This is a genomic window from Thalassospira alkalitolerans (genome assembly GCF_002115745.1).
GTDB lineage: Bacteria > Pseudomonadota > Alphaproteobacteria > Rhodospirillales > Thalassospiraceae > Thalassospira > Thalassospira alkalitolerans.
Genome location: NZ_JFKB01000005.1, coordinates 188,031 through 210,467, shown reverse-complemented (window position 1 = coordinate 210,467; position 22,437 = coordinate 188,031). Strand labels below are relative to the sequence as shown.

The 22,437-nt window shown below is 52.5% G+C and carries 24 protein-coding genes and 2 tRNA genes; 11 read left to right on the top strand and 15 right to left on the bottom strand.

The window, feature by feature from the left end; translation table 11 throughout:
- Positions 1-135: 135 nt before the first annotated feature.
- Positions 136-1,092: a threonine ammonia-lyase gene (locus TALK_RS09230; protein ID WP_085618085.1), complete on the bottom strand. Its 957-nt coding sequence runs from the start codon at positions 1,090-1,092 to the stop codon at positions 136-138.
- Between the two features lie 211 nt (positions 1,093-1,303).
- Here TALK_RS09230 and metC point away from each other — a divergent pair, with 211 nt between their 5' ends.
- Positions 1,304-2,488 carry a cystathionine beta-lyase gene (gene metC, locus TALK_RS09225; RefSeq protein ID WP_085618083.1) on the top strand — a complete coding sequence of 395 codons (1,185 nt, stop codon included), beginning with the start codon at positions 1,304-1,306 and terminating at the stop codon, positions 2,486-2,488.
- Between the two features lie 29 nt (positions 2,489-2,517).
- On the opposite strand, the gene TALK_RS09220 is transcribed toward metC, so the two are convergent.
- From TALK_RS09220 to TALK_RS09200, 5 genes are all read right to left on the bottom strand, one after another.
- Positions 2,518-2,754, bottom strand: coding sequence for a DUF6868 family protein (locus tag TALK_RS09220; protein WP_085618081.1), 237 nt, complete (start codon positions 2,752-2,754; stop codon positions 2,518-2,520).
- 86 nt (positions 2,755-2,840) lie between these two features.
- Entirely contained in the window at positions 2,841-3,746 is a 906-nt protein-coding gene (locus TALK_RS09215) for an endonuclease NucS domain-containing protein (protein ID WP_245829800.1), read from the bottom strand.
- A gap of 56 nt (positions 3,747-3,802) precedes the next feature.
- Positions 3,803-4,609: an iron chelate uptake ABC transporter family permease subunit gene (locus tag TALK_RS09210; protein ID WP_211274792.1), complete on the bottom strand. Its 807-nt coding sequence runs from the start codon at positions 4,607-4,609 to the stop codon at positions 3,803-3,805.
- Positions 4,606-5,439, bottom strand: a complete 834-nt coding sequence (znuC, locus tag TALK_RS09205) for a zinc ABC transporter ATP-binding protein ZnuC (protein ID WP_085618075.1) — start codon at positions 5,437-5,439, stop codon at positions 4,606-4,608. The genes TALK_RS09210 and znuC overlap by 4 nt, the downstream gene beginning before the upstream one ends.
- The gene (locus TALK_RS09200; RefSeq protein WP_085618074.1) at positions 5,420-5,896 is read right to left on the bottom strand and encodes a Fur family transcriptional regulator; all 477 of its coding nucleotides are present in this window, start codon (positions 5,894-5,896) and stop codon (positions 5,420-5,422) included. The genes znuC and TALK_RS09200 overlap by 20 nt, the downstream gene beginning before the upstream one ends.
- 130 nt (positions 5,897-6,026) lie before the next feature.
- Here TALK_RS09200 and hisI point away from each other — a divergent pair, with 130 nt between their 5' ends.
- The 4 genes from hisI to TALK_RS09180 all read left to right on the top strand — a co-directional run bounded on the left by hisI (position 6,027) and on the right by TALK_RS09180 (position 9,557).
- Positions 6,027-6,425, top strand: coding sequence for a phosphoribosyl-AMP cyclohydrolase (gene hisI, locus TALK_RS09195; RefSeq protein WP_085618072.1), 399 nt, complete (start codon positions 6,027-6,029; stop codon positions 6,423-6,425).
- 4 nt (positions 6,426-6,429) lie between these two features.
- A complete protein-coding gene (locus tag TALK_RS09190) occupies positions 6,430-7,566 on the top strand; it encodes a CobW family GTP-binding protein (RefSeq protein ID WP_085618070.1) in 1,137 nt (378 codons plus the stop codon).
- Positions 7,567-7,871: 305 nt separating this feature from the next.
- Positions 7,872-8,693, top strand: coding sequence for an aldo/keto reductase (locus tag TALK_RS09185; protein ID WP_085618068.1), 822 nt, complete (start codon positions 7,872-7,874; stop codon positions 8,691-8,693).
- Positions 8,694-8,885: 192 nt separating this feature from the next.
- A complete protein-coding gene (locus tag TALK_RS09180) occupies positions 8,886-9,557 on the top strand; it encodes a YitT family protein (RefSeq protein WP_245829798.1) in 672 nt (223 codons plus the stop codon).
- Between the two features lie 5 nt (positions 9,558-9,562).
- Here TALK_RS09180 and TALK_RS09175 read toward each other — a convergent pair whose 3' ends face one another.
- The 3 genes from TALK_RS09175 to TALK_RS09165 all read right to left on the bottom strand — a co-directional run bounded on the left by TALK_RS09175 (position 9,563) and on the right by TALK_RS09165 (position 12,976).
- Positions 9,563-9,952: a hypothetical protein gene (locus TALK_RS09175; protein WP_139833772.1), complete on the bottom strand. Its 390-nt coding sequence runs from the start codon at positions 9,950-9,952 to the stop codon at positions 9,563-9,565.
- 20 nt (positions 9,953-9,972) lie between these two features.
- Positions 9,973-10,479, bottom strand: coding sequence for a NucA/NucB deoxyribonuclease domain-containing protein (locus TALK_RS09170; RefSeq protein ID WP_085618064.1), 507 nt, complete (start codon positions 10,477-10,479; stop codon positions 9,973-9,975).
- Positions 10,480-10,735: 256 nt separating this feature from the next.
- Positions 10,736-12,976, bottom strand: coding sequence for a TonB-dependent siderophore receptor (locus TALK_RS09165; RefSeq protein ID WP_211274791.1), 2,241 nt, complete (start codon positions 12,974-12,976; stop codon positions 10,736-10,738).
- Positions 12,977-13,259: 283 nt separating this feature from the next.
- On the opposite strand from TALK_RS09165, the gene TALK_RS09160 reads away from it, so the two are divergent.
- The 5 genes from TALK_RS09160 (at position 13,260) to TALK_RS09135 (ending at position 18,394) form a co-directional block, all read left to right on the top strand.
- Entirely contained in the window at positions 13,260-14,105 is an 846-nt protein-coding gene (locus tag TALK_RS09160) for an ABC transporter ATP-binding protein (RefSeq protein WP_085618062.1), read from the top strand.
- 35 nt (positions 14,106-14,140) lie between these two features.
- The gene (locus tag TALK_RS09155; protein WP_211274790.1) at positions 14,141-15,166 is read left to right on the top strand and encodes a FecCD family ABC transporter permease; all 1,026 of its coding nucleotides are present in this window, start codon (positions 14,141-14,143) and stop codon (positions 15,164-15,166) included.
- Positions 15,163-16,227 (top strand): FecCD family ABC transporter permease, encoded by a 1,065-nt coding sequence (locus tag TALK_RS09150; RefSeq protein ID WP_085618058.1) that lies wholly within the window; start codon positions 15,163-15,165, stop codon positions 16,225-16,227. Before TALK_RS09155 ends, TALK_RS09150 begins: the two co-directional genes overlap by 4 nt.
- Before the next feature lie 275 nt (positions 16,228-16,502).
- Positions 16,503-17,474: an ABC transporter substrate-binding protein gene (locus tag TALK_RS09140; protein ID WP_211274789.1), complete on the top strand. Its 972-nt coding sequence runs from the start codon at positions 16,503-16,505 to the stop codon at positions 17,472-17,474.
- A gap of 41 nt (positions 17,475-17,515) precedes the next feature.
- Entirely contained in the window at positions 17,516-18,394 is an 879-nt protein-coding gene (locus TALK_RS09135; protein ID WP_211274788.1) for a MurR/RpiR family transcriptional regulator, read from the top strand.
- Positions 18,395-18,605: 211 nt separating this feature from the next.
- Here TALK_RS09135 and TALK_RS09130 read toward each other — a convergent pair whose 3' ends face one another.
- The gene (locus TALK_RS09130) at positions 18,606-19,046 is read right to left on the bottom strand and encodes an Imm63 family immunity protein (protein ID WP_085618054.1); all 441 of its coding nucleotides are present in this window, start codon (positions 19,044-19,046) and stop codon (positions 18,606-18,608) included.
- Positions 19,047-19,310: 264 nt separating this feature from the next.
- On the opposite strand from TALK_RS09130, the gene TALK_RS09125 reads away from it, so the two are divergent.
- Positions 19,311-19,595 (top strand): hypothetical protein, encoded by a 285-nt coding sequence (locus tag TALK_RS09125; protein ID WP_085618052.1) that lies wholly within the window; start codon positions 19,311-19,313, stop codon positions 19,593-19,595.
- A 170-nt stretch (positions 19,596-19,765) separates the two neighbouring features.
- Here the strand turns inward: TALK_RS09125 and TALK_RS09120 are convergent.
- The 5 genes from TALK_RS09120 to TALK_RS09100 form a co-directional block, all read right to left on the bottom strand.
- Positions 19,766-19,842: transfer RNA gene (locus TALK_RS09120), tRNA-Arg, on the bottom strand.
- Positions 19,843-19,985: 143 nt separating this feature from the next.
- Positions 19,986-20,279 (bottom strand): ETC complex I subunit, encoded by a 294-nt coding sequence (locus tag TALK_RS09115; protein WP_085618050.1) that lies wholly within the window; start codon positions 20,277-20,279, stop codon positions 19,986-19,988.
- A 127-nt stretch (positions 20,280-20,406) separates the two neighbouring features.
- Positions 20,407-20,483, bottom strand: a tRNA-Pro gene (locus tag TALK_RS09110).
- 161 nt (positions 20,484-20,644) lie between these two features.
- Positions 20,645-21,091: a DUF192 domain-containing protein gene (locus tag TALK_RS09105; RefSeq protein ID WP_085618048.1), complete on the bottom strand. Its 447-nt coding sequence runs from the start codon at positions 21,089-21,091 to the stop codon at positions 20,645-20,647.
- Positions 21,088-22,239, bottom strand: a complete 1,152-nt coding sequence (locus TALK_RS09100) for an acetoin utilization protein AcuC (RefSeq protein ID WP_085618046.1) — start codon at positions 22,237-22,239, stop codon at positions 21,088-21,090. Before TALK_RS09100 ends, TALK_RS09105 begins: the two co-directional genes overlap by 4 nt.
- Between the last annotated feature and the right edge of the window lie 198 nt (positions 22,240-22,437).

Genomic DNA, 22,437 nt, shown 5'->3' with positions numbered 1-22,437 from the left:
CCTTGGCTCTTTGGCGGTTTGCGACGCGACAAGTTTCCACGCCATCCGTTTTTCGGATGGCGTTTGGTTTAAAAAAGGACGAAGCCCAACGGCTTCGTCCTTTTTTATTTTATGCACAAGGCGAACCAAGCAAAATCAGCTCATCCCATCTGCACCGGTCCCACAGATAATCACACCAACCTTGCCGGGATTCTCAACACCAAGACGGCCTGCCATAATCGCCGCAATCCCGGCCGCGGCCGAAAGTTCGACCGAAAGTCCCAATTCCCGCCACAGCCAGCGCGCGGCATCACGCATCTCATCATCACTGACCAGCACAATACGATCAACATTCTTGCCGATCAGATCGACATTCAAGGCCGATGACTGACGCGGCGCCAAGCTGGTTGCGGCGGTATTGACACTTGGCAGTGTCGCGACCGTATTATTTTTCAGGCTTTCAAACAGGGTTGGCGCGCCTGTCGGCTCGACCCCGATCACCCGGATCGACGGGCGCAGCATCTTGGCCGCCGTCGCCACACCGGAAATCAGCCCGCCGCCGCCAATCGCCACCACCAGCGTATCAAGATCAGCCTGCTGTTCCAGCATCTCAAGCGCGATGGTGCCTTGGCCCGCAATCACGCGCGGATCCGCAAACGGATGGATATAGGCCATGCCAGTTTCACGCGCATGATCCATCGCTGCCCGGTTGGCATCATCCCAAACCGCCCCGACAAGCGCGACATCAACGCCCTGCTTGCGCAGTTTTTCGATCTTTGGCTTGGGCGTATTGGTCGGCAAAAAGATTTTGACCGCAACGCCCAGCACGCGCGCGGCATTAATCACCCCCATGCCATGATTGCCGCCCGATGCGGTACAAAGCCCGTTTGCCCGCTTGTCTTCATCAAGGGCCAGCGCGGCATTCATTGCCCCGCGCGCTTTGAACGATCCGGAAATCTGCATATTTTCAAGCTTAAGATACAAATCCGGAAGACGATCCCGATCCGGGAAAACCGATTTATCGCTATAATTTTTCGGCGCAAAGACCGGGGTCAGGCGCATATGGTCAGAAATGGCGCAGCGCGCCGCACGGAAATCCTGAAGTTCAAGCACGGGGCCTCCTTGATCATCAAATGTATGTCGATCTTTTGTAACTCGGCGCGAAATCCGATGCGAGGAATTCAGATAAGAACCTTGCACTCAAATATCGCAGAATGACGATTTCACAACTCTTTACGGTGAAAAAACCTTGAACCGGATGGGCTGAGATGCTTTGACTTATACATGAAATTCAAGGCGCCACGCCCAAGGAGAAAAGCCCCTAATGTCAGGTAATCGCCCCCAAAAGCCCGCAACAAAACTGGTGCATGCCGGTCGTCGTTCCAGCCAGTATCACGGTGTCGTCAACCCGCCGGTTTTGCATGCCTCAACCATCTTGTTTGAAAGCCTTGCCGAACTTGAACAGGCCGGGGCATCCAAGCCGGGCAAAGTCACCTATGGCCGCCACGGCACGCCAACGCGCTTCCTGCTCGAAGAAGCCGTTGCCGAACTTGAAGGCGGCTTTGGCACGCTCTGCGTTTCATCTGGCGTTGCGGCGATCACCAACACCATCCTCGCCCTTGTCAAACCGGGTGATCATATTCTGGTCACTGACAGCACCTATTTTCCAACGCGCAATCTGTGCGACACGTTTTTGAAAAAATTCGGCGTTGAAACACAATATTACGATCCGACCATCGGTGGCGATATTGCCGGTCTGATCCGCGATAATACTGTGCTTGTCTGGTGTGAAAGCCCCGGCTCGCTAACCTTTGAAATGCAAGATATCCCCGCCATCGCCAAGGCAGCCCACGCACGCGGGGTCAAGGTCTTGCTTGATAACACCTGGGCATCGCCAATTTTGTGCCGCCCGTTTGACATGGGGGTCGATATTTCGATCCAGGCCGGGACCAAATATATCGTCGGTCATTCCGATGTGATGATGGGCACGATCACCACCGCCACCGAGGAAGACCTGCTCACCTGCAAAAAACAGGTCGTTCTTTCCGGCGATGCGATTGGCCCCGATGATTGCTATTTGGCGCAACGCGGCCTTCGCACTCTTGGTGTAAGACTGCGTCAGCATCACGAAAGCGGCCTTAAAGTCGCCAAGTGGTTGCAAGGCCGCCCCGAAGTCAAACGTGTGCTGCATCCCGGCCTGCCCGATGATCCCGGCCATGCCATCTGGAAACGTGATTTCACCGGCGCATCGGGCCTGTTTTCCTTTGTCCTGCATCCGATCACCAAGCCACAGCTTGCCAATATGGTCGATCACATGGATTTGTTTGGCATGGGCTTTAGCTGGGGCGGCTTTGAAAGCCTGATCCTGCCCTCTGACCCGAAAAAGATCCGCACCGCGACCAAATGGGATGAAGACGGCCAGTTGATCCGCCTGCATATCGGCCTCGAAGACACCGATGATCTGATTGCCGATCTTGAGGCCGGGTTCGAACGGCTAAAAACCGTCTGACGTATTACCCTGTATCGCGCAATATGACCCTAATTGATGAGCTTGAGCGCGATATAGGGAACCACATTAAACACAATCACCAGCACTTTGAAAAACGCGAGATAGTTCACATATATCCGCTTAAGATCATCGGGTGCCAGCCCCAGTATCCGCCCATGCAGCGACACCATCGGTCGGCGAAAAACCGTCACACAGATGGTCGCACCTAACAACATCACCAGATTAAGAACGGTGCACCAACCCAGAAATTCGGTAAGGTTTTCCATCATCGGCTCCTTTTCACGTCTTTTTCCAGATAGGCGCTAATAACAGACCGTATCCAGTCACATCCGGCCGGCTGTCCCGTAGACCATCAACCTGCCATCAAACGAAAAGAAACCTGATATCTGTAAAACGATATATTATTGGCAACACTTAGGGCTCGCCGCAATCGAAGATCATCCTCAAGAGCAATGATCACGCCCTGAACACTTTGCCCCACTTCGGCAAGCTCACCTTTGACGTACCCCATATAACGTTGAATTTGACCAACAACGACGTCACTTGCTCGTCCGCGCTTCAATTCAACCACCAGCAAAGTTTTTCTATCCTTACTGATTGCCAGTATATCAAGCGGTCCCGTATCACTCGGATACTGTTGACCGACCAATTCACCATCCTCGCTATATATCTCGAAATTCGCCCCCAATTCAGTGTGTTGCCAGTTTGAAACAAGAAAATCTTCCAAATGTTTTTCCAAAGCAAAAACAGCAGGATCTTCTACATCAGCATCACTGTGAATAAGGGATGGGGGTTTCTTCCCCGAAAGCAAGATCTCAAGCTCCTCTGCATGCTTGGTTATGTTGCTAACAGTTCCAATCGAACCGGCAGAAGCCCTGAGTGGCTGACTTAACTCATCGCGTGACAAGCCATGGTCAAACCACTTTATCCGCCTTCTATGAGGCAGTATCTGACCTTCAACGTAATAATAATCTGAAACGATTTCGCCAACATAATACTGCCCTGCACCCGTCGGGCACAAAATCACATCACCAACAAGCATCCCCTTGCTGATCGTATAAAGCATGCCACACGCCAAACCAGCAGCGACCCGCGTCTTCTCTGGATTTTCCACCAGATAAACTGGAATGAATTCTCGATTAAAATCACGCCATTGCTCTGGCAGGAAACCTTCTAAATTCTGATGAATCCCCCAGTCACCACCAATGAACCCTCCCTTAAAGCACTCGTTTGCAAAAGCGCTCTTTGCGCCAGCCATAACACGGTAATAACTTCTATTAGGCACCATTGATTGCATCCATTTTAAAGCGAGAATTATGTTTTATGCATACACCTTAAAATGGGAGATACACAACAACACACCAAAAACAACATCGCCGCCGAAATCACAATACTTGGCCCGGCCGGGCTATCGATATGCCATGAAAGGCTGATCCCGCCCATCACGGCACCGGCCCCGAACAAGGCCGCACCAATCGCCATTTGTTCCGGCGTTCTGGCAAAGAACCGCGCACTGGCGGCAGGAACAATCAAAAGCGCTGTAATCAAAAGCACCCCGACAATCTTGATCGCCATGCCAATCACAACCGCCATCAGCAACATGAAAATCAGGCGCAGCCGTTCAACCGGGATACCTTCAGCCGCGGCAATTTCCGGGCTAACCGTCACCGCCAGCAACGGCCGCCACATCCAGATCAGCATCAACAATGCCGAACCACCGCCCAGCGCCAAAAGCCAGATATCGGCAACATTCACCGCCAGAATATCGCCAAACAAATAGGCCATGATATCAACCGCAACACCTTGGACAAAGGCCAGCGCCACCATGCCAAGTGCCAGGGTCGAATGGGCCAGCATCCCCAAAACCGTATCATTGCCAAGTCGGCTTTGCCGTTGCCCGATGGCAAGGATCAATGCCGCCGCCAAACAGGTCGCAATCATGCCGATCCGCACATCAACCCCAAGCAAAAGGCCAAGTGCAACCCCCAGCAAGGCTGAATGCGCCAGCGTATCGCCAAAAAACGCCATCCGACGCCAAACGATAAACGCCCCGAACGGCCCGCACACACAGGCCAGCAAAATACCGCCGATCACGGCACGGGTCAGGAAATCATCCATCATTTTACCTGTCCCACCCGTTCTTTTACACCCGCACCAGAATGCGCATGATGATCATGAGAATGGTCATGGTCGAGAGAATGATCATGGCCACATCCGTCCACCACATGCCCCGAAAGATCATGTTCGTGATCATGGGCATGATGATAAATGCCAATCGCATCGGCCGCCTGATCGCCAAACAGCGACCGGTATTCCGGGTGCTGGCGCACGGTTTCGGGAATGCCAGAGCAACAGACATGCCGGTTAAAACACACAACATGGTCGGTCTTGGCCATCACAAGATGAAGGTCATGCGAAATCATCAGGACCGCACAATTAAATTCGCGCCGGATATCATCGATCAGGCGATAAAGTTCCGCCTGCCCGGTCACATCCACCCCCTGGGTCGGTTCATCCAGCACCAGCAATTCCGGGCGCAGCAAAAGAGTGCGCGCCAACATCACGCGCTGGGTTTCCCCGCCCGAAAGGCTGCTCATCTGATTGTCAATCACATGGCTTGCCCCAACCTGAGCCAGAACTTTCTCGCAATCCGCACGCGATGCCGCCCGCGTTAGTGTCAGGAAACGCTTTGCCGTCATCGGCAGGACCTGATCAATCGAAAGCTTTTGCGGTACATAGCCAATGCGAAGGCCGGGTTTTCGAATAACCTCGCCCTCATCGGCGCGTTGAAGCCCCAAAAGGGTCTTTACCAGTGTCGATTTCCCCGCGCCATTCGGCCCGATCAGGGTCATGATCTCGCCGGCCGCGATAGACAATGTAACGTTATCAAGCACCCGTTCATTGCCAAAGGAAAGGCTCAGTCCCCGTCCTTCAATGAGTGGTGCAGTCATGGCACAGGCCTTTGATTTCAATGGTGGTGGCTTCGATTTTAAACGCGACCTGCTTGGCGGCCTTGCGCACCGCGATGCTCATATCTTCGTCCACGGCCTCGGCAACACGGCCACATTTTGTACAGATGAAATACTGCCCCAGATGATCACAATCAGGCTGATCGCAGCCGAAATAGGCATTCAGCGATTCAATCCGATGCACCAATCTAAGATCGGTTAAAAATTCCAGCGCCCGATAAACCGTTGGCGGCTGTACGCGCAGCCCTTCGGATTGCAAAATATCAAGCAACTCATAGGCCGTAACCGCCTTGTGCGATTGCCATATCAGGCTAAAAACCTTGCGGCGCATATCGGTAAATCGCGCGCTTTCCGCTTCACAGACTTTCTCTGCCTGCGCGATTGCGCTATCGATACATCTGTCGTGATCGTGGCCCTTTTTCGGGAAAAGGTCGGTCATGTCGCACATCCGAAGTCAGGCCATGGCATATAAAAGTACAAAAAGCCGTGGCACAGGGTGATATGTTATAATATATCATTTCTTGACGCGCCCGCCGCGAAAAGTCAACAACCATCGACCGGAGCCCCCCATGACCGCCGCCAATGCACAGATTGCCGACAAACTGAAATTCAATGAAAGCGGCCTGATCCCGGCAATCGCCCAACAACATGACAGCGGCGAAATCCTGATGATGGCATGGATGAACCGTGATGCGGTGATTGAAACGCTTGATACCGGGCGGGTTTGCTATTTCTCGCGCTCGCGGGGCAAGCTGTGGCGCAAGGGGGAAAGCTCCGGCCAGGTTCAAAAACTGATCGATTTTCGCTATGACTGCGATCAGGACACCGTGCTGGTGCAGGTCGATCAGCTTGGGGTTGCTTGCCATACCGGGCGGCGCAACTGTTTCTATTTCGCCGCGCGCGATGGCGTCGAAGTGGTGATTTCCGAACCGGAAGTTTCCGTCGAAGACCTCTATGGCAAGAAATAATCACATGTCGATTGCAAACGAACAGGCCGAACGCATCGCCACCACGGTCATCACCGGCTTTCTTGGCAGTGGTAAAACAACCCTGCTCAACGCCCTTCTTTCCCATGACGGCATGGATAAAACCGCCGTCCTGATCAATGAATTTGGCGATATCGGGCTGGATCATCTTTTGGTCCGCGAAGTCTCCGAAGATGTGGTTTTGTTAAATTCCGGCTGCATTTGCTGTTCGGTGCGCGGCGATCTGATTTCCGGCCTGCGCGATTTATTTGTCAAACGCACACGCGGTGAAGTTCCCGCATTTGACCGGGTAATCATCGAAACCACCGGTCTGGCTGATCCCGCCCCGATCCTGCACACTCTGATGACCGACCCGCTTCTCACCAGCAAATTTCGCCTCGATAGCGTCGTCACCACGGTTGATGCCCTGCACGGCGAAGGGCAGCTTGATACCCATCCCGAAAGTGTCAAACAGGCCGCCGTTGCCGACCGCATCCTGATCACCAAATCCGATCTGGCCGATAACGCCACCCGTTCATCGCTTGAAACCCGCCTGCGCCACCTGAACCCGGCCGCGCCGATCCATGTGGTATCCATGGGCGATATTGACCCCTCCAAACTTTTCAACGCCGGACTATATGATCCGACGACCAAAAGCATGGATGTGCAAAAATGGCTGCATGACGAGGCCTATGAGCAGCATGGCGATGAAAGTCATGAACATGAACACGATCATAAGCACGATCATGAACACAGCCACAATCACCCGCCCCATGACGTGAACCGCCATGATGATCACATCCGGTCCTTCTGCATTACCTTTGACGAACCGCTGCATTGGGATGCCTTTGTGACCTGGGCTGAAATCTTTACCCAGATGCGCGGCGAAAGCCTTTTGCGGGTCAAGGGCATCTTAAACCTTGTCGGGGAAAGCAACCCGGTTGCCATTCACGCCGTGCAGCATGTTTTCCATCCCCCCGCCACCCTGCCCGGCTGGCCTGATGATGATCATCGATCAAAGATCGTTTTCATCACCAAAGACCTTGGGCCGCAAGTCATCCGGGACTCACTTTATCATTTAAATGCCGCGGCTTCTGAAACAGCAGAAACCGCGACAACGCCGGGTCACGGCAAAAACCTGTAAAACTTTTGGGTCTTTGAGCCACATCAAGGCATTCAACCTAAAATTGGACCAGATTGGGTCTTGGCTTGATACAGCCTCACTCTAAGTCCTGAACTTTGGGCGGCCCATTTCTTGTGGCCGCTCTTTTTCTTGTTTGTTTTCAGGGCAATGTGCTACCGATCCCCTTCAAAAGAGGCATACCTCATCCAACCGTACAGGTTGCGATGCTCTTGTGGCGCACTAAATTTGGCGCAGGTTGGGAAAACTGTCTTTCGTTTTCCAACGCTCTCAAAACAATCAAACAAAGCAAAAGGGGGTAGAACATCATGATTTTCCGAAATTGGCAGGATACGAGCATTCCAGCCCTTGGGTTTGGCACCTACGAACTTGATAACGCAGCGGCTGAAAAAATGGTCGTTGCGGCGGCTGAAATTGGCTATCGCCATTTCGATACCGCCCAGATGTATCACAACGAAGAAGGCGTTGGTCGCGGCCTCAAATCATCGGGTCTTGCGCGCGATGATTATTTCCTGACGACCAAAATCTGGCCCGATAACTTCCAAAGTGGTGATTTGCAGACCTCGGTTGTTGAAAGCCTGCGCAAGCTTGACCTTGATCATGTTGATCTGCTGTTGCTGCATTGGCCGACCGAGGATGTCCCGCTGCGCGAAACCATTGCCGCCTTAAACGAGGTCAAAAACCTTGGCATGACGCGCCTGATCGGGATTTCCAATTTCCCGACCGAGCTGATCGAACGCGCCGTTGGTCACAGCGCCCTTCCGCTGGCCGTCAATCAGGTCGAATATCATCCCTATCTTGATCAGTCGAAGGTACTCGAATGCTTGCGGGCAAATAACATGCTGCTAACCGCCTATTGCCCGCTGGCCCGCGCCAAAGTTCTAAACGATCCAACACTTCGCGCCATTGGCGATGCCCATGGCAAATCCGCGGCCCAGGTCACCTTGCGCTGGCTTTTGCAACAGGATGACGTGATGGCGATCCCGAAATCGGGTTCCCCTAAAAACGCCAAGGCCAATTTCGAAATCTTTGATTTCAATCTTTCCGAAGCTGAAATGGCCGACATCACCGAATTGGCCATTTCAAACGGTCGCCTGATTGATCCCGATTTCGCCCCGAAATGGGATTAGACGGCCCGGTCCTTAAACTCCCTCGCGCATGAAACCACCAAGACCGGCTCTTATGGGGCCGGTCTTTTGCGTTTGCGCCCCCGCGCCCGCCACAAACCGGCGAATGATGCGCCCGTTTTGCACGCGACTTGTTTCGCACATGCGAAAAGCGTAATTTGACTTAATATTCAGTCATGAACCGGCGGTTTCGCAATGAACAACCCACCTGCAAAAACCACTCCTGACACTCAGAACGCACCCGACGGCATAAAACCGGATGCAAAATCCGATATTAGCCACCGCCTGTACGAAGACGTTCTGGCCCTTTTGCTGGGAACCATGGTGGTGTCACTCGGAGTGATGCTGTACAGCGAAAGCGTGCTGGTCACCGGCAGCACGGCGGGGGCTGCCCTTTTGATCGAACATGCAACGGGCTTTGGCTTTGGCGCGGTGTTCTTTGTGATCAATCTGCCATTTTACTGGCTGGCGCTCAAACGGATGGGCAAGGCATTTACGATCAAAACCTTCATTGCCGTTGGTCTTGTCTCGGGTTTCTCAAAACTGATGCCGATGTGGATTGATTTCTCGATGCTCAATCCGATCTTTGCCGCCATCGCGGGCGGTGCCTTGATGGGGATCGGTTTGCTGATGCTGTTTCGTCACCGCGCCGGGCTCGGCGGGATCAATATCCTGGCGCTATATTTACAGGAATATAGCGGGATCAGAGCCGGTTATTTCCAACTTGCCGTCGATCTGGTGATCCTCGCCTGCGCCTTTTTGGTCCTGCCGTTCGACAAGGTCCTGCTGTCGATCCTTGGCGCGGTCGTGCTGAACATGATCATCGCCCTTAATCACCGTCCGGGTCGGTATTTGGCAGCACGGTAAAAGCCTCAGCTTACAGCCTCCAACACAAACCAAATACACGTTGCATCAAGGCCATATTTATCTGTGCTATTACAATAAACCGTGACTTTCATCTCTCCCTTTGGCCAAGGAAAAGCAACGACAGATGCCGTTGTAACATTGCCCGTTTGCAATCCTTGTTCACCAACTAAAATCGTCGCCTCTGCAACGATATGCGCCCCTTCGTCATCGGGATCTTCGCCGGTAAGAACCTGTATCTCGACTTCGGTGTCATTGCGTGCCGCAACGCATATACCCTTTGCGCCCATCCACGGAAGTGGCCCATCGGTGGCGGGATAAGAATTTTTGTCTTCCCGATCCCAAAGGGCCACTTGGCCGTAGTGAACCAAACATTTTCCTCTATATATTTCGCTCACCCGACCCTCCGTTTACATGTTCAATAATAACACTGACGATTGCCACTCGGCAGGACCACGATGGTCAACTGGCCCGGTCCGCCCCCAATCGCAGGAACATTACTTGTCGTCACATTGTAGGCTGTGCCATTTACGATCCCATTGGCCAGATAGAACTGAGCCAAAGCACCCCCTTGGGCGTTATTTTCAAAGGCAGGGACGATAAGAGCCTGCGCACCTGCACCGCCTTGCAGCGAACTTGCGAACGGATATTCATCACAGGACGCTGGCGTGCCGGGGCCACCGGCAACATTAAGGGCCGCAACATCAGCAGCCGTCCCGCCGCAAGACGCTGCGCGGTTAGCGGCGATTGTAGCCGCATTTGTAGTCCGCGTCAGCGTGACCGGTCGCCCGGCGGCCTGTGCCGACGCAATATTGTAGGAAATACAAGGGAAGTTCAGACCATCAAAATTGATTGCAGCCTGAGCAAAGGCGTTGGACGCCACAAAACACGACAGTAACGCGGCAAAGCCCAATAGCTTGTTCATATCTTTCGTCCTTTTCTGTTGAAGCGTTATTCACGCGCTTCAGGACGAAAGACCTGCGTGGGATGTGAACTAATATTGCTCGTCACAACGGCCAGACACGCATTAACAAGGACTGGTTTATTGATACTGTTGCGCCATCGTGCCTGACTTGGCCGGACCAGAAACGATCTTTGACGGTATGCCGATCACAACAACAGCACAGCAAAACGGGGCGGAAAACCGCCCCGTTGTCGTAAATGCCCGAAATCCTGATATTTTAGAACGCGACGCTGGCGCTCAGCACCGCCTGAAACGGTTCGCCAATCTGGTTGCCCAGATTGTTCGTCCCGATTGAGGATGTGTAATAGACCTTGTCAAAGATGTTTTTCAGGTTGAGCTGGAAGGTTACCGGGTTGTCGGCATCAATGGTATAGGATGCAAACAGATCGGTGACGGCATACCCCGGCAAATCATAGGTATTGGTGTTTGTCCCCGGACGTTTGCCAACTGCACGCACACCACCGCCTGCGCGGAAGCTGCTTGCACCGGGCACGGCATTGCCAAAATCATAGGCAAGGAACAGCGATCCGGTATGACGCGCGACGTTGGCAAGACGTTTGCCTTTAAGCTCGGGATCATCGGTGACGCGCGTATCGGTCAGGCCATAGCTTGCGATGACGTCAAGATTGTCGGTCAGCGCACCGGCAATATCAACCTCGAAACCGCGTGAACGAACACTGCCAGCGGCTTTGACAACCGTTTCACCGCCAACCTCTTCGGAATAGGAAACGTTATTCTTGTCGCTGGTATAAACGGCGATATTTGATGTCAGGCCATGGGCAATCTGGATCTTGGTCCCGACTTCATAGGAAATGCCTTCTTCCGGGGCAATATTGCCGACATAACTACCAATCGACGATTGCGGGCGGAATGTTTTGGCGACATTGCTATAGATCGAGATTTCCGGCGTTGCCTTGTAAACAACCCCGCCATTGGGAATAAGTTCCTGCCCGTGACGTTCGGTATTGGTTACGAACGGACGCCCCTTACCCGCCAGAATATCATAATATTCAACGCGCATGCCGCCGACCAAAATCCACTGATCGTTCAGATGCAGGGAATCCTGTGCATAGGTCGAAACGGTTGACAATTTTTCGGTCTGATCACTGTCCTTCGCCGAAACACTCGTACATTCTGCAAGGTTGCCATAAACCGGACTGTAAACATTGAAATTCGAGTCATTGCTGCAACGGATCATGTCGGTGCGCAGGGTATCACTATGGTCAAACGACGCCCCAAACAGCACTTCATTTTTAAACCCGGCAATATCAACATCGCCCGTCAGATCGGTCCGCACCGCATGCTTGGTCAGGGTTGATTCCTGTGTGGCATCAGCACGGCGCGTCACAACGCCGGTTGCCGCATTATATGATCTTACACGGGCCTGATTATCGGCATATTGATTGCGGCTAAAGCTGTAATCAAAACCAAGCTGCCAATTATCCCCAATATCTTGATTGATCTCGATCTGGGCCGTATCGGTTTTGCCCTTGGTCACGTTATAGGGTTCGTCAAACCGGGTTTCCGGATCAACATTAACCGCTTTGCCCGTCGTCAGATCAAAGATGGTACCGCGATCAAACGGCACGCTGTATTTTTCATGGAAATAACTCAGCGTAACATCGGTGCTATCACCTTCCCACCGCAAAGACGGTGCGATCTGCTGGCGTTCGGTTTCGCCGAAATTGCGCCAGTAATCGGTTTTCTCGTAATCGCCAAGCAGACGGAATGACAAAGCGCCGCTTTCGACCAGCGCACCTGTCACATCAAATCCGGCACTGCCGCCGCCAAAGCTTGTCATGCTGCTGTTTACTTCGCCGCTAAATTCGGCTTCGGGCTTTTTGGTGACAATATTGATCATCCCGCCGGGATCGAGAATGCCATAAAGCGTCGATGCCGGCCCTTTGACGACTTCAACATGATCGGCGGTAATATTAAAACTGCGTGGGGTCGCTATTTTCATGCCGTTAACCAGGATCGAATCATCGCGGTTGGCCCCAAAGCCGCGCCGGATGATCGCATCCTGTGTTGCCCCCAGGTTGTTAGCCTGGGTGACCCCACTGATATTGCCCAACACATCATCAAGCGAGCGTGCGTTCTGATCTTTGATAACCTGCGATCCAACGATATTGACCACCTGTGGCACATCGATCAACGGCGTGTCGGTCCGGGTCGCAATGGATGTTGAAACCGGTTGATACCCATCAACATCCGTTTCCCCGGCACCAGAAATCGGACGGGCCGTCACGGTCAGCGGATCAAGTACGATTTCCGCGTCATCATCATCATCATCATTAGCACTGGTTTTCTTGGTTTGATCCGTTTGCGGGGCATCTGCGACTTGCGCCAATAACAAAGAGCGATCTGCATCCGCATCCGCCGCCGCCGCCTGATTGATCATAACCCCGCCCATCGATACCGACGCCAGCAACAAGGCCCCAAATTTGCTGTACCGCACCTTCATTCCTACCACACTCACGACTCCAGTTAATAACAATTCTTATTTAATTTGAGAGTGGTTATCATTGTCATTAATGTAGTAGTCAAATCCGCAAGCCATTACCAGCCCGAAAAACACCCCAGATTTCGGCTATATCCCGCCACAAATTGGCATCCAAACCGGGCATATTCGGGTATCTCGCCCTAAAATCAAAAAATAACACAGACGATTTCTTGACTACTACAGTCGCAAATGTTTCTCATTTGCTTCTATTTTCTGCGGCATAGCAAAGATCCATCCAATGATCGAAGACGGCCCTGACGGGGATATTGCCCCATTGGCAGCAAAAAAACTGCATGCTGCGTTCCGCGACACGACGGTTTTGCATGATATATCGGTCGAAATCCCCCGAAACCGGCTGACGGTTCTGGTCGGCCCGAACGGATCGGGCAAATCAACCTTGCTGTCGGCCTTGTCGCGCCTGATCACCCCGACCAATGGCACGGTGTATCTTGATGGCAAGAATATCCACACCCACCACACCCGCGATGTGGCGCGCAAGCTGGGCATTCTGCCGCAAACCCCGGTCCTGCCGGAAAATCTAAGCGTCTATGATCTGGTGTCGCGCGGCCGCTATCCGCATCAGGGCCTGTTCAAACAATGGACCAAGGCCGATGAGGATGCGGTTCAACATGCGCTGGCAATCACCAATACCGCCGATTTTGCCCAACAATCGGTGCAAAACCTGTCGGGCGGGCAACGCCAAAGATGCTTTATCGCCATGGCCTTGGCCCAGGAAACCGATATCATTCTGCTTGATGAACCAACCACCTATCTTGATCTGCGCTATCAGGTCGATGTGATGAATTTGATCGCCCGCCTGTGTCAGGATCACGGGCGGACAATCGTTGCCGTACTGCACGATCTGAATTTTGCCCTGCAATATGCCGATCACATGATTTTCCTCAAAGACGGCAAAATATATCAAACCATCGACGATCCCCGATCCTGTTCGGTGGATCTGATATCGGATGTCTTCGCCACCGATGTCGTGCGTCTGATCGAACCTGTATCGGGCATTCCCGTCTTTATGCCGCTGCATTCAAAAAGTGCGGATGTGCCTTGCCCATCCCGTGTTGCGATTTGATGAGCACCAAACGGCGGGGCGCGCCAAATGCGCCCATGGCTTTGCTGCTTGTCGCGGCATTGGTCATTGCCGCCTTGCTGTATCTGATTTCAGGGCCGCGCCTCATCCCCCCGTCAACAATCCTTTCTGCCGCAAACGCGTTTGACCCGAATAATTTTGACCACCGCATCCTGCAAAGCATCCGGTTTCCGCGCCTTTTGGCTGCGATCACGGTCGGGGCCTGCCTTGGTCTTTCGGGGCTTTTGCTGCAAGGATTGCTGCGTAATCCACTGGGCGAACCACATATCCTGGGCCTGAATGCCGGTGCAACACTTGCCGTTGTCGTCGCAACCGCCCTGCCGACTATTCCCATGTTACCCATGTTACCCATGTTACCCATATTCCCCATATTCCCCACCGGCATTTCCCTTGATGGCATGGCGCGACCGATTGTTGCGGCCTGCGGCGGGGGGGGTGTTTTTCTGGCGACCATCAGTTTTGCCTCTGCGGGCAAAAGCGGCATGACGCTGCTTAAAGTCACATTCTGCGGCATCGCCTTTTCCGCCCTTGCCGGGGCTTTGACATCGGCCATCCTTATTCTGGACGATGATACACTTGATAAAGTGCGTCTTTGGCTGGTCGGGGATTTATCGGGCACCCGCCTTGATACACTGGGCGCCTCGATGGGGCTTTTGGCCGTGGCGGTCGGGGCGGCATTTTATGTCTCGGCCCGGCTGAACGCCTTGGCCCTTGGCGATGTTGTCGCGACCAGCCTGGGGGTTTCGGTTCGCAGGGTGCGCTTTATCGGCATTATTGCCGCCGCCCTGTTTGCCGGTATTGCGGTATCGATTGCCGGTCCGATCGGATTTGTCGGGCTGATCGTTCCCAATCTGGTGCGGCGTTTTGCCCCGGATTATCGCGCATCCGTGCCCTTAACCGCCCTTTGCGGCGCGGTGTTATTGGTTTTGGCCGATCTGGCCGCACGTTTGATCATGCTGCCCCATGAAATCCCGACCGGCCTTGCCACTGCATTTGTCGGCGCCCCGGTTTTCATCGTGCTTGTGGCAAGGACAATCCGATGATCGTAAAAACCGGCACGTTAAACACATCTGGCTATTACCATATCCAGATTGGCCCGCTTGAATTTCGCCTTCATACCCGCCGCACAGCCATCCTTTGCCTCCTTGCCCTGACCGTTTTCGGGTTGGGCATTTTCGCATTGGGGCTGGGCAGTCAGGATATCGCACCCGCCGATATGCTGTCCGCGCTGTTTGGCGATATGAACCTGTCGCCATCCAACCATGCCATTTTATTTGAATTGCGCTTGCCGCGTCTGATCCTTGCCGCCCTGTGCGGTGCGATGCTGGGGCTTTCCGGGGCGGCGATGCAATCGCTAACCCGTAATGGCCTTGCCGATCCGGGGTTACTTGGCGTGCGCGAAGGATCCATCCTTGTCATCTTGCTTCTGATCCTAAGCTTCCCGGCCTTGCCGATGGTATTGCGCCCGGTGCTTGGCACGATTGGCGGATTGGCCGTTGCCGCGGCAACCGTTGTGATTGCCCGATCAACCTCCAGCCTGCGCTTTGTGTTGATCGGCATCGGGATTTCCTGGTTGCTCTCGGCCCTTGTTGCCATGATTCTTGTGTCGCTTGATAACAGTGACGCACAGCCGCTTTTGCTGTGGATTGCCGGAAGCCTGTCATCCGTGACATGGAAAATTGTTCCGGTCGCGCTTGGCCTGTTTTTGGTAAATAGCCTGCTGCTTTTTCTAACATCGCGATCATCCGAAATCCTGTCCCTTGGCGGGCAAAGTGCCGCCGGACTTGGCGTTAATCTGCGCAAAACATCCTTTATTCAGCTGGTGGCCGCCACCATGTTATCGGCAACCTGTGTATCGACCATCGGCGGCATCGGCTTTATCGGCCTGATCGCACCGCATCTGGCCAAACTGGTCACCGGCAACAGCAGCCAGATTTCCGCCCTAAGCGGATCGGCACTTTGGGGGGCTTTGCTTTTACTGGGTGCCGATACCATCGGCCGTGTGGCTTTTCTGCCATTACAATTACCGGCCGGAATTGTTCTGGCGGTTATTGGCGTTCCGGTTCTTTTAATCTTGCTATGGAAACGGCGTGATGAACTCTAGGGTCAGGACTCATTAATTTGATTGGAATGGCAGGTGTTATATTTGCGAAATCCAAGGAAAAGCCCGCTGATCGGGTCGGCATCCCGAACAAGGGATTTGACGCCGGAGTTCGCAAATATAACACCTGTCCTGTGGATCAATCGGATTTGCACGGGATACTTTGTCGCAAGACCTTGAAAGATAAATATCTTCCTGCGGTTTTGCTTCGCGTATCCGCACAAATCTGATTGACCATTTCAAACAAATTAATGGGTCCTGACCCTAGGAGCAATAGCGTGCCCAATTTCCGTTCTGTCATCATGATGATAACAACGATTTTGACCCTCTCGGCTCTTTGGTCCAACGCACAGGCCAAACCCTTTGTCGATGATCTGGGCCGCGAAGTTGACGTGCCCGACACGCCAAAGCGCATCGTGTCGCTTTATGATGTTGATGTAACCATCCCCCTGATCGAACTGGGCATCTTTCCAATTGCCAGTCACGGACGGATGGGGCTGGATGGCAAACCGCACCTGCGGTCATCACGTCTTTTGACCGGGGTTGATTTTGATAATTCCGATATTCGCTATATCGGATCGACCGAGATTGACCTTGAAACAATCACCGCCCTGGCACCTGATCTGATCATCACAGCCCCCAGTCGCGCCAGCGCGATTGAACCGCTGCAATCGATTGCGCCCACCGTATCGCTAGATGCCGCACGGCTGGGCGGGCCGCATATTTATCAAAAACTTGCCGAGCTGACCGGCACGCAAAACCGCCTTGAATTCCTAAAGGCGCGCTACCTTGCCAGTATCGATGCGATCAAAAACACGATGGACCCTGCGACCATAACTGTAAGCGTCTTTCAGCCCCTGAACGGCAAGATCAACATCTATCACACCTATCGTTCGCTGGGCCGTGTGCTGCGCGATGCCGGGTTCAAATTTCCCGATTTGATCGAAAACATGCCACCGGCCGGTCGCATGGAAGTCAGTGCGGAATATCTTCCCAAACTGGATGCCGACTTTATTTTCGATCCCTATCGCGATGACAAACCCGGTGGTGCCAAGGCAGAAATCAACGCCATGGAAGGCGTTTTTCCCGGCTTTTGTCGCTTTTTGCGCGCCTGCCAAGAAGGCCGCTTTATCCTGATATCGCGCGAAATCGCGATTTCGAATTCTTACGCAGCATTGGCAATGATGGCCAATCTGGTAAAATCACATATTGTTGCGCATATCCGCGTGACATCGCCGACACTGCAATAAGCCGCCAACCATCGCCGCACATCTGACCCCGGACATCGCCCGTGCACAAAAACTTTGTCGAAAACCCTGTTGATCGCTTTGCCGAACGCATCAATGCACGCGCAGATCGCCTGTCGCCCAGCATGCAATCGGTTGCCGAATATATTCGCGATAATCTAAGCGCCACCCTGTCGCAATCCGCCCTTGAAATCGCCCATATCACCGATACATCCGATGCCACGGTTATCCGCACGGTTCAGGCCTTGGGCTTTTCCGGCCTGCGCGACCTCAAAGACACCATCGAAGGCTTCTTTATCGCGACAAATTCGCCCACCGCAAAAATGGCATCCACCACCAGCGACATCGCAAGTGACGTTAATAACGCGATTGATTTCATGGTCGAAGACCAACTCAATGCATTGCGCGAACTGGCCGAACCTCACAACCGTTCAGGCATGCAAAATGCGGTAACCCTTTTAACCAAGGCCAACCGCATTGGTGTTTCCGGGATCGGGGCATCTGGCATCATTGCATCCTATGCCGCACGGTTATTTTCACGCAGCGGCTATCCGGCCTATGAACTGACCCGCACCGGCATTTCACTGGCCGAACAACTGATCCAAATGGCAAAGGGCGATGTGCTCGTCATGCTGGGCCATGGCCGACTTCATCGCGAAGCCAGCGCAACCCTGGCCGAAGCCGAAAGACTTTCCATTCCCTTGATTGCCATCGTGACATCGGATCAAAGCCCGCTGATCAAAATTGCCCAGGCATCCCTGATCCTGCCACGGTCAAAAAGCGATCAGGTCGCCCTGCATGCGCCGCTGATGTGCTGTCTTGAAACCATGATGCTGGGGCTGGCATCAACCGATCCGACACGACCGCTTCAAACGCTGGAACGCATTGTCGAAATCCGCAACCGCATCCGCCCCAAAAAATAACCGCCAGCTTCAAGGCTGAGGCGCGGTTAAAATCTTGGCGCTATATTTACAGGAATATAGCGGGATCAAAGCCGGTTACTTCCAACTCGCCGTCGATCTGGTGATCCTCGCCTGCGCCTTTTTGGTCCTGCCGTTCGACAAGGTTCTGCTCTTAAATAAAAGGGGACAGCCCCCCTTTTCTACACTTTTACCTGCACAAGAATAAACTTCATTAATGATCCTTTTTAGTCACCCCAAATGGATCATCAACAAACGGATGAACTTGCAGTATCTCTTCCTGCTCCGTTTTCATCCTCTCAGCCCATTCAGGAGATATTTTTGATATCTCCTCTACCGCTTTTGGGAACCATATTCTTCGAGGATCATTTGTCGAATGACGATGTTCAAATTCATACGCTTGACCACGAGAAAATGCAGCACCTTTGAATATCCAATACATTAGCTCGCATACGTCGTAAGTCTCATATCGACAGGTATCCCTGCCGCGATCAGTTCCTACAAAGCTAATTTTGCCAGAATCGTTGTATTCGATATGGTAGTAACCAGCATCATCACGGATGAAAAATTCAAAAGGAAACTTACCCGATTTTCCACTGAGCCGCTTGTTCAAGCGCGCGTAACATTCCTTAATTCTTTCTTCTAGATCGTTCATTCACCAAACTTCTCTATATATCCGCCTGCAATAAATCCTTTTATGCTCATCGGCAATTTAGATCATAAAAAGGGGACAGGTGCCTTTTACACGAAAACAGCACCACAGAAAATCACCGCAAGCTCAGAGAAGTCATAAAGAAAAAAGCAAGTGTAAGCAAAAAGGGGACAGTCCCCTTTTTGCTTACACTGATTAAGGCGGATTTTTGCTTTCTGTGGTGTATAGTCAACACAGTATTCAACCAAAAGTCACAGATAAGGCAAAATGGGCAATCTTTTAAAGCTGATCGCTGTTATCGAAATGCTTGGGGCAGTTGCGCTCGTGGTATTTCTATCGAAACAAAATGCGCAAAGCGGGAACTGCAAGGCAATCGAGGATATACTGGCTCGTATCAGGTGCGAGGAAATCGCTAACAATATCGCCTCGGGCCAAACCATGATCAATGTCTACATTATCGCGTCGGGTGCAGTTGGTGCTTTGATCTTCTTCTCACTCGGGCACATCGTCACAATGGTTGAGGAAATCCACAAGCGGACCTGTGAGAAATAGGAAAGCCCTTTTGGTGGTAGGTTCTGACGGGGTATTGCCTAGGTAAAAGACTAACACGGAACTCATTCCATTTTGTTACCTATACGCTACCTAAAACCGATGATTGCAAAATAGATATACCTTCAAGAAAAGAGAATTCCTTGCAAGTATCTGTTTTTGTTAAATAAAAATGGCGATCCCTGCAGGACTTGAACCTGCAACCTACAGATTAGAAGTCTGTTGCTCTATCCAGTTGAGCTAAGGGACCGCGATGGGGGCTGGTTGAGGCCCCGGGGCAATGGCATTGGACGCCTGCCCGGCAAAATCATATCAGTGTTTAACGTCTTGGGTCAGACAAACGGGGCGGAAACCGCCCCGAGTACATCGACCATCACATCAATGGCCGGAAAATCAGCTTACGCGTTTAAACGCGAAGTTATCGGCATAGGCCTGAACGCGGCGCACACGTGATTTCGGCTGTTCGATATCCGCAATCAGTTTGTGCTTGGCGGCAAAGGCCTGTGCTTCTTCAAGGGTATCAAATTCCATGCGAACCTGATCACGGGTATCGGTCGAACCGATCCAGCCCATAAGCTGATCAGCGACTTTTCGTGCACCCGGTTCAAATTCCATCACCCAGTGCTTGGTCGCAGCGCGACCGGACTGCATGGCGTTTTTGGCTGGCTTGTAAACACGGACCTTCATCGGGACCCTCGTCTTGACGCAGATAAGATGATTAACGATGCGGGGCTCTCTCAACACCCGCTGTCAGTTCATCTTTTACACCTTTTACAAGCACATGAAAACGTATCCGTGATGCAAAAGGGAAAGATGGTCGGGAAGGCGAGATTCGAACTCGCGACCCCCTGCTCCCAAAGCAGGTACGCTACCAGACTGCGCTACTCCCCGACACGGACGTGGATTTAGCACCATAATTCCAAGGGGGCAAGACCGCATTGCAGCTTTTTTGCTCTGGTTTGAAATAAAATCGACTTCAAAAACCAAAGGCCGCAGAAATCATCCGCGGCCTTGCTATTGCAGATTGAAAAAAGCGATCCCCGCCCATGCGGTTAACGCGGCAGTCCTTCAACCTTTTCCCCAACCTCAAGCCCGAAATGATCCGCCGAGCCCCCATTAAGTTCCAAAACAAAGCGCACAGGTCTTGGTGTTGGAATAATGGTTTCGGATTTTGGCACCGTGCGTTTTTCAATCCCGACAATCACGCCGTTTTTGTCAATAAACAGCATATCAAGCGAGATGAAGGTGTTTTTCATCCACATGGAAATGTCATGCGCACTTCCGAAATCAAACAGCATCCCCGCATCCTGGGCCATTTCAGTGCGGAACATCAAACCGCGTGACCGTTCATCGGGCGTTGCCGCCAATTCAACGCTAAAAACCTTGCCATCCACCAAAAGACGGGATCGTTCAAACCCTGATGCCTTTGCATTCAGCCCGGCAACAACCGCCGCGCTGATAAAACAAACCGCCAGAATCATCTGAATGATCGATTTCATAATCCATACCCCCTCAGTCTTCGAACACGTGTCCGAACGTCGTCCCGGATCGCGCCGCTCCGCCACGGGTCCACCAATGTTGTCAGCACTTCATTGGCAGGTTGTCTTCCATGGCGATGCGACCATTTTATGTCCCGCAGGATATTTTCCGCTGTGATGGGTAACACAGGGGGTATTTCGATTTCGTTTATGACCGCCCACACCCCGGACCAACAGCGCGCAACCCCATATGGATTATATCCTCCGCCGCCAAGGACAAGACACCTTGGCGCCATTTTGATCACCGCCCCGACAACATCCCATATGGACTGATTGCCCAGCATCTGCCCGGATTGTGGATCTTTTTCTAATATATCACAACCACATTGCAAAACAACGACTTGTGGCGCGAATTTCTGGGCAATCGGCAAAAAATACTCTTGAAGAACAAAACGCATTTCATCATCATGCATGCCGCTTGGCATTGGCAGGTTCCGCGCCATGCCGCCCGCGACATCTTCAATCAATCCGGTCCTTGGCCATAATCCTTCCTGATGCATCGAAACGGTTAAAACCCGGTCATCATCGGCAAACGCAATCTGCACGCCATCACCGTGATGGGCATCAATATCAAGGTAAAGCACCCGATCCAGCCCCGAATCGAGCAATTCAAGAATGCCCAGAACCGGATCATTGAAGTAACAAAACCCCGATGCTTTGCCCCGCAAACCATGATGCGTGCCCCCGGCCGGATGATGGATGATCCCGCCATCCGCAATTAACCGGGCTGCCAGAATAGATGATCCGGCCGCAGTCGCCGGACGCCGGAAAATTTCCGGAAAGATCGGATTGCCATTTTTGCCCAATCCGTATTGGGCCATCATATCTGGCGGCAAGGCCTGATCGCGTTCGGCCTGCATAACGGCGGCGATATAATCGACATCATGAAACCGCGCCAATTGGGCGGGGGTTGCGATGGGGCCGGTCAAATAGGTCTGATCATCCACCCATCCCAACGCATGAACCATATCAACCACCAGCGACACGCGCGGGATCGACAAGGGGTGTTTTGGCCCATAACTCGACCCGCGATAAATCTCAGACGCGATCATGCGCGGCCGGATGGCATCGCATCGTTTATCGGGATAATTCAAAACAGGATCAGACATGATTGATTGGTTTCAGACAACAATCTGGCACATATAGGTCCGAAATCTTGGTGAAACAGCTAAAGCTGACAGATCACGACCATAGAGAGACTCGACCAAAAAAAATATCACATTAGGTTGTGCTCTTGATCAGAAAAAAACCATTGATTGAATATGTAAAATCGAAAGAACCTTTTGGTGTTTTGAAATCAAAAAAAA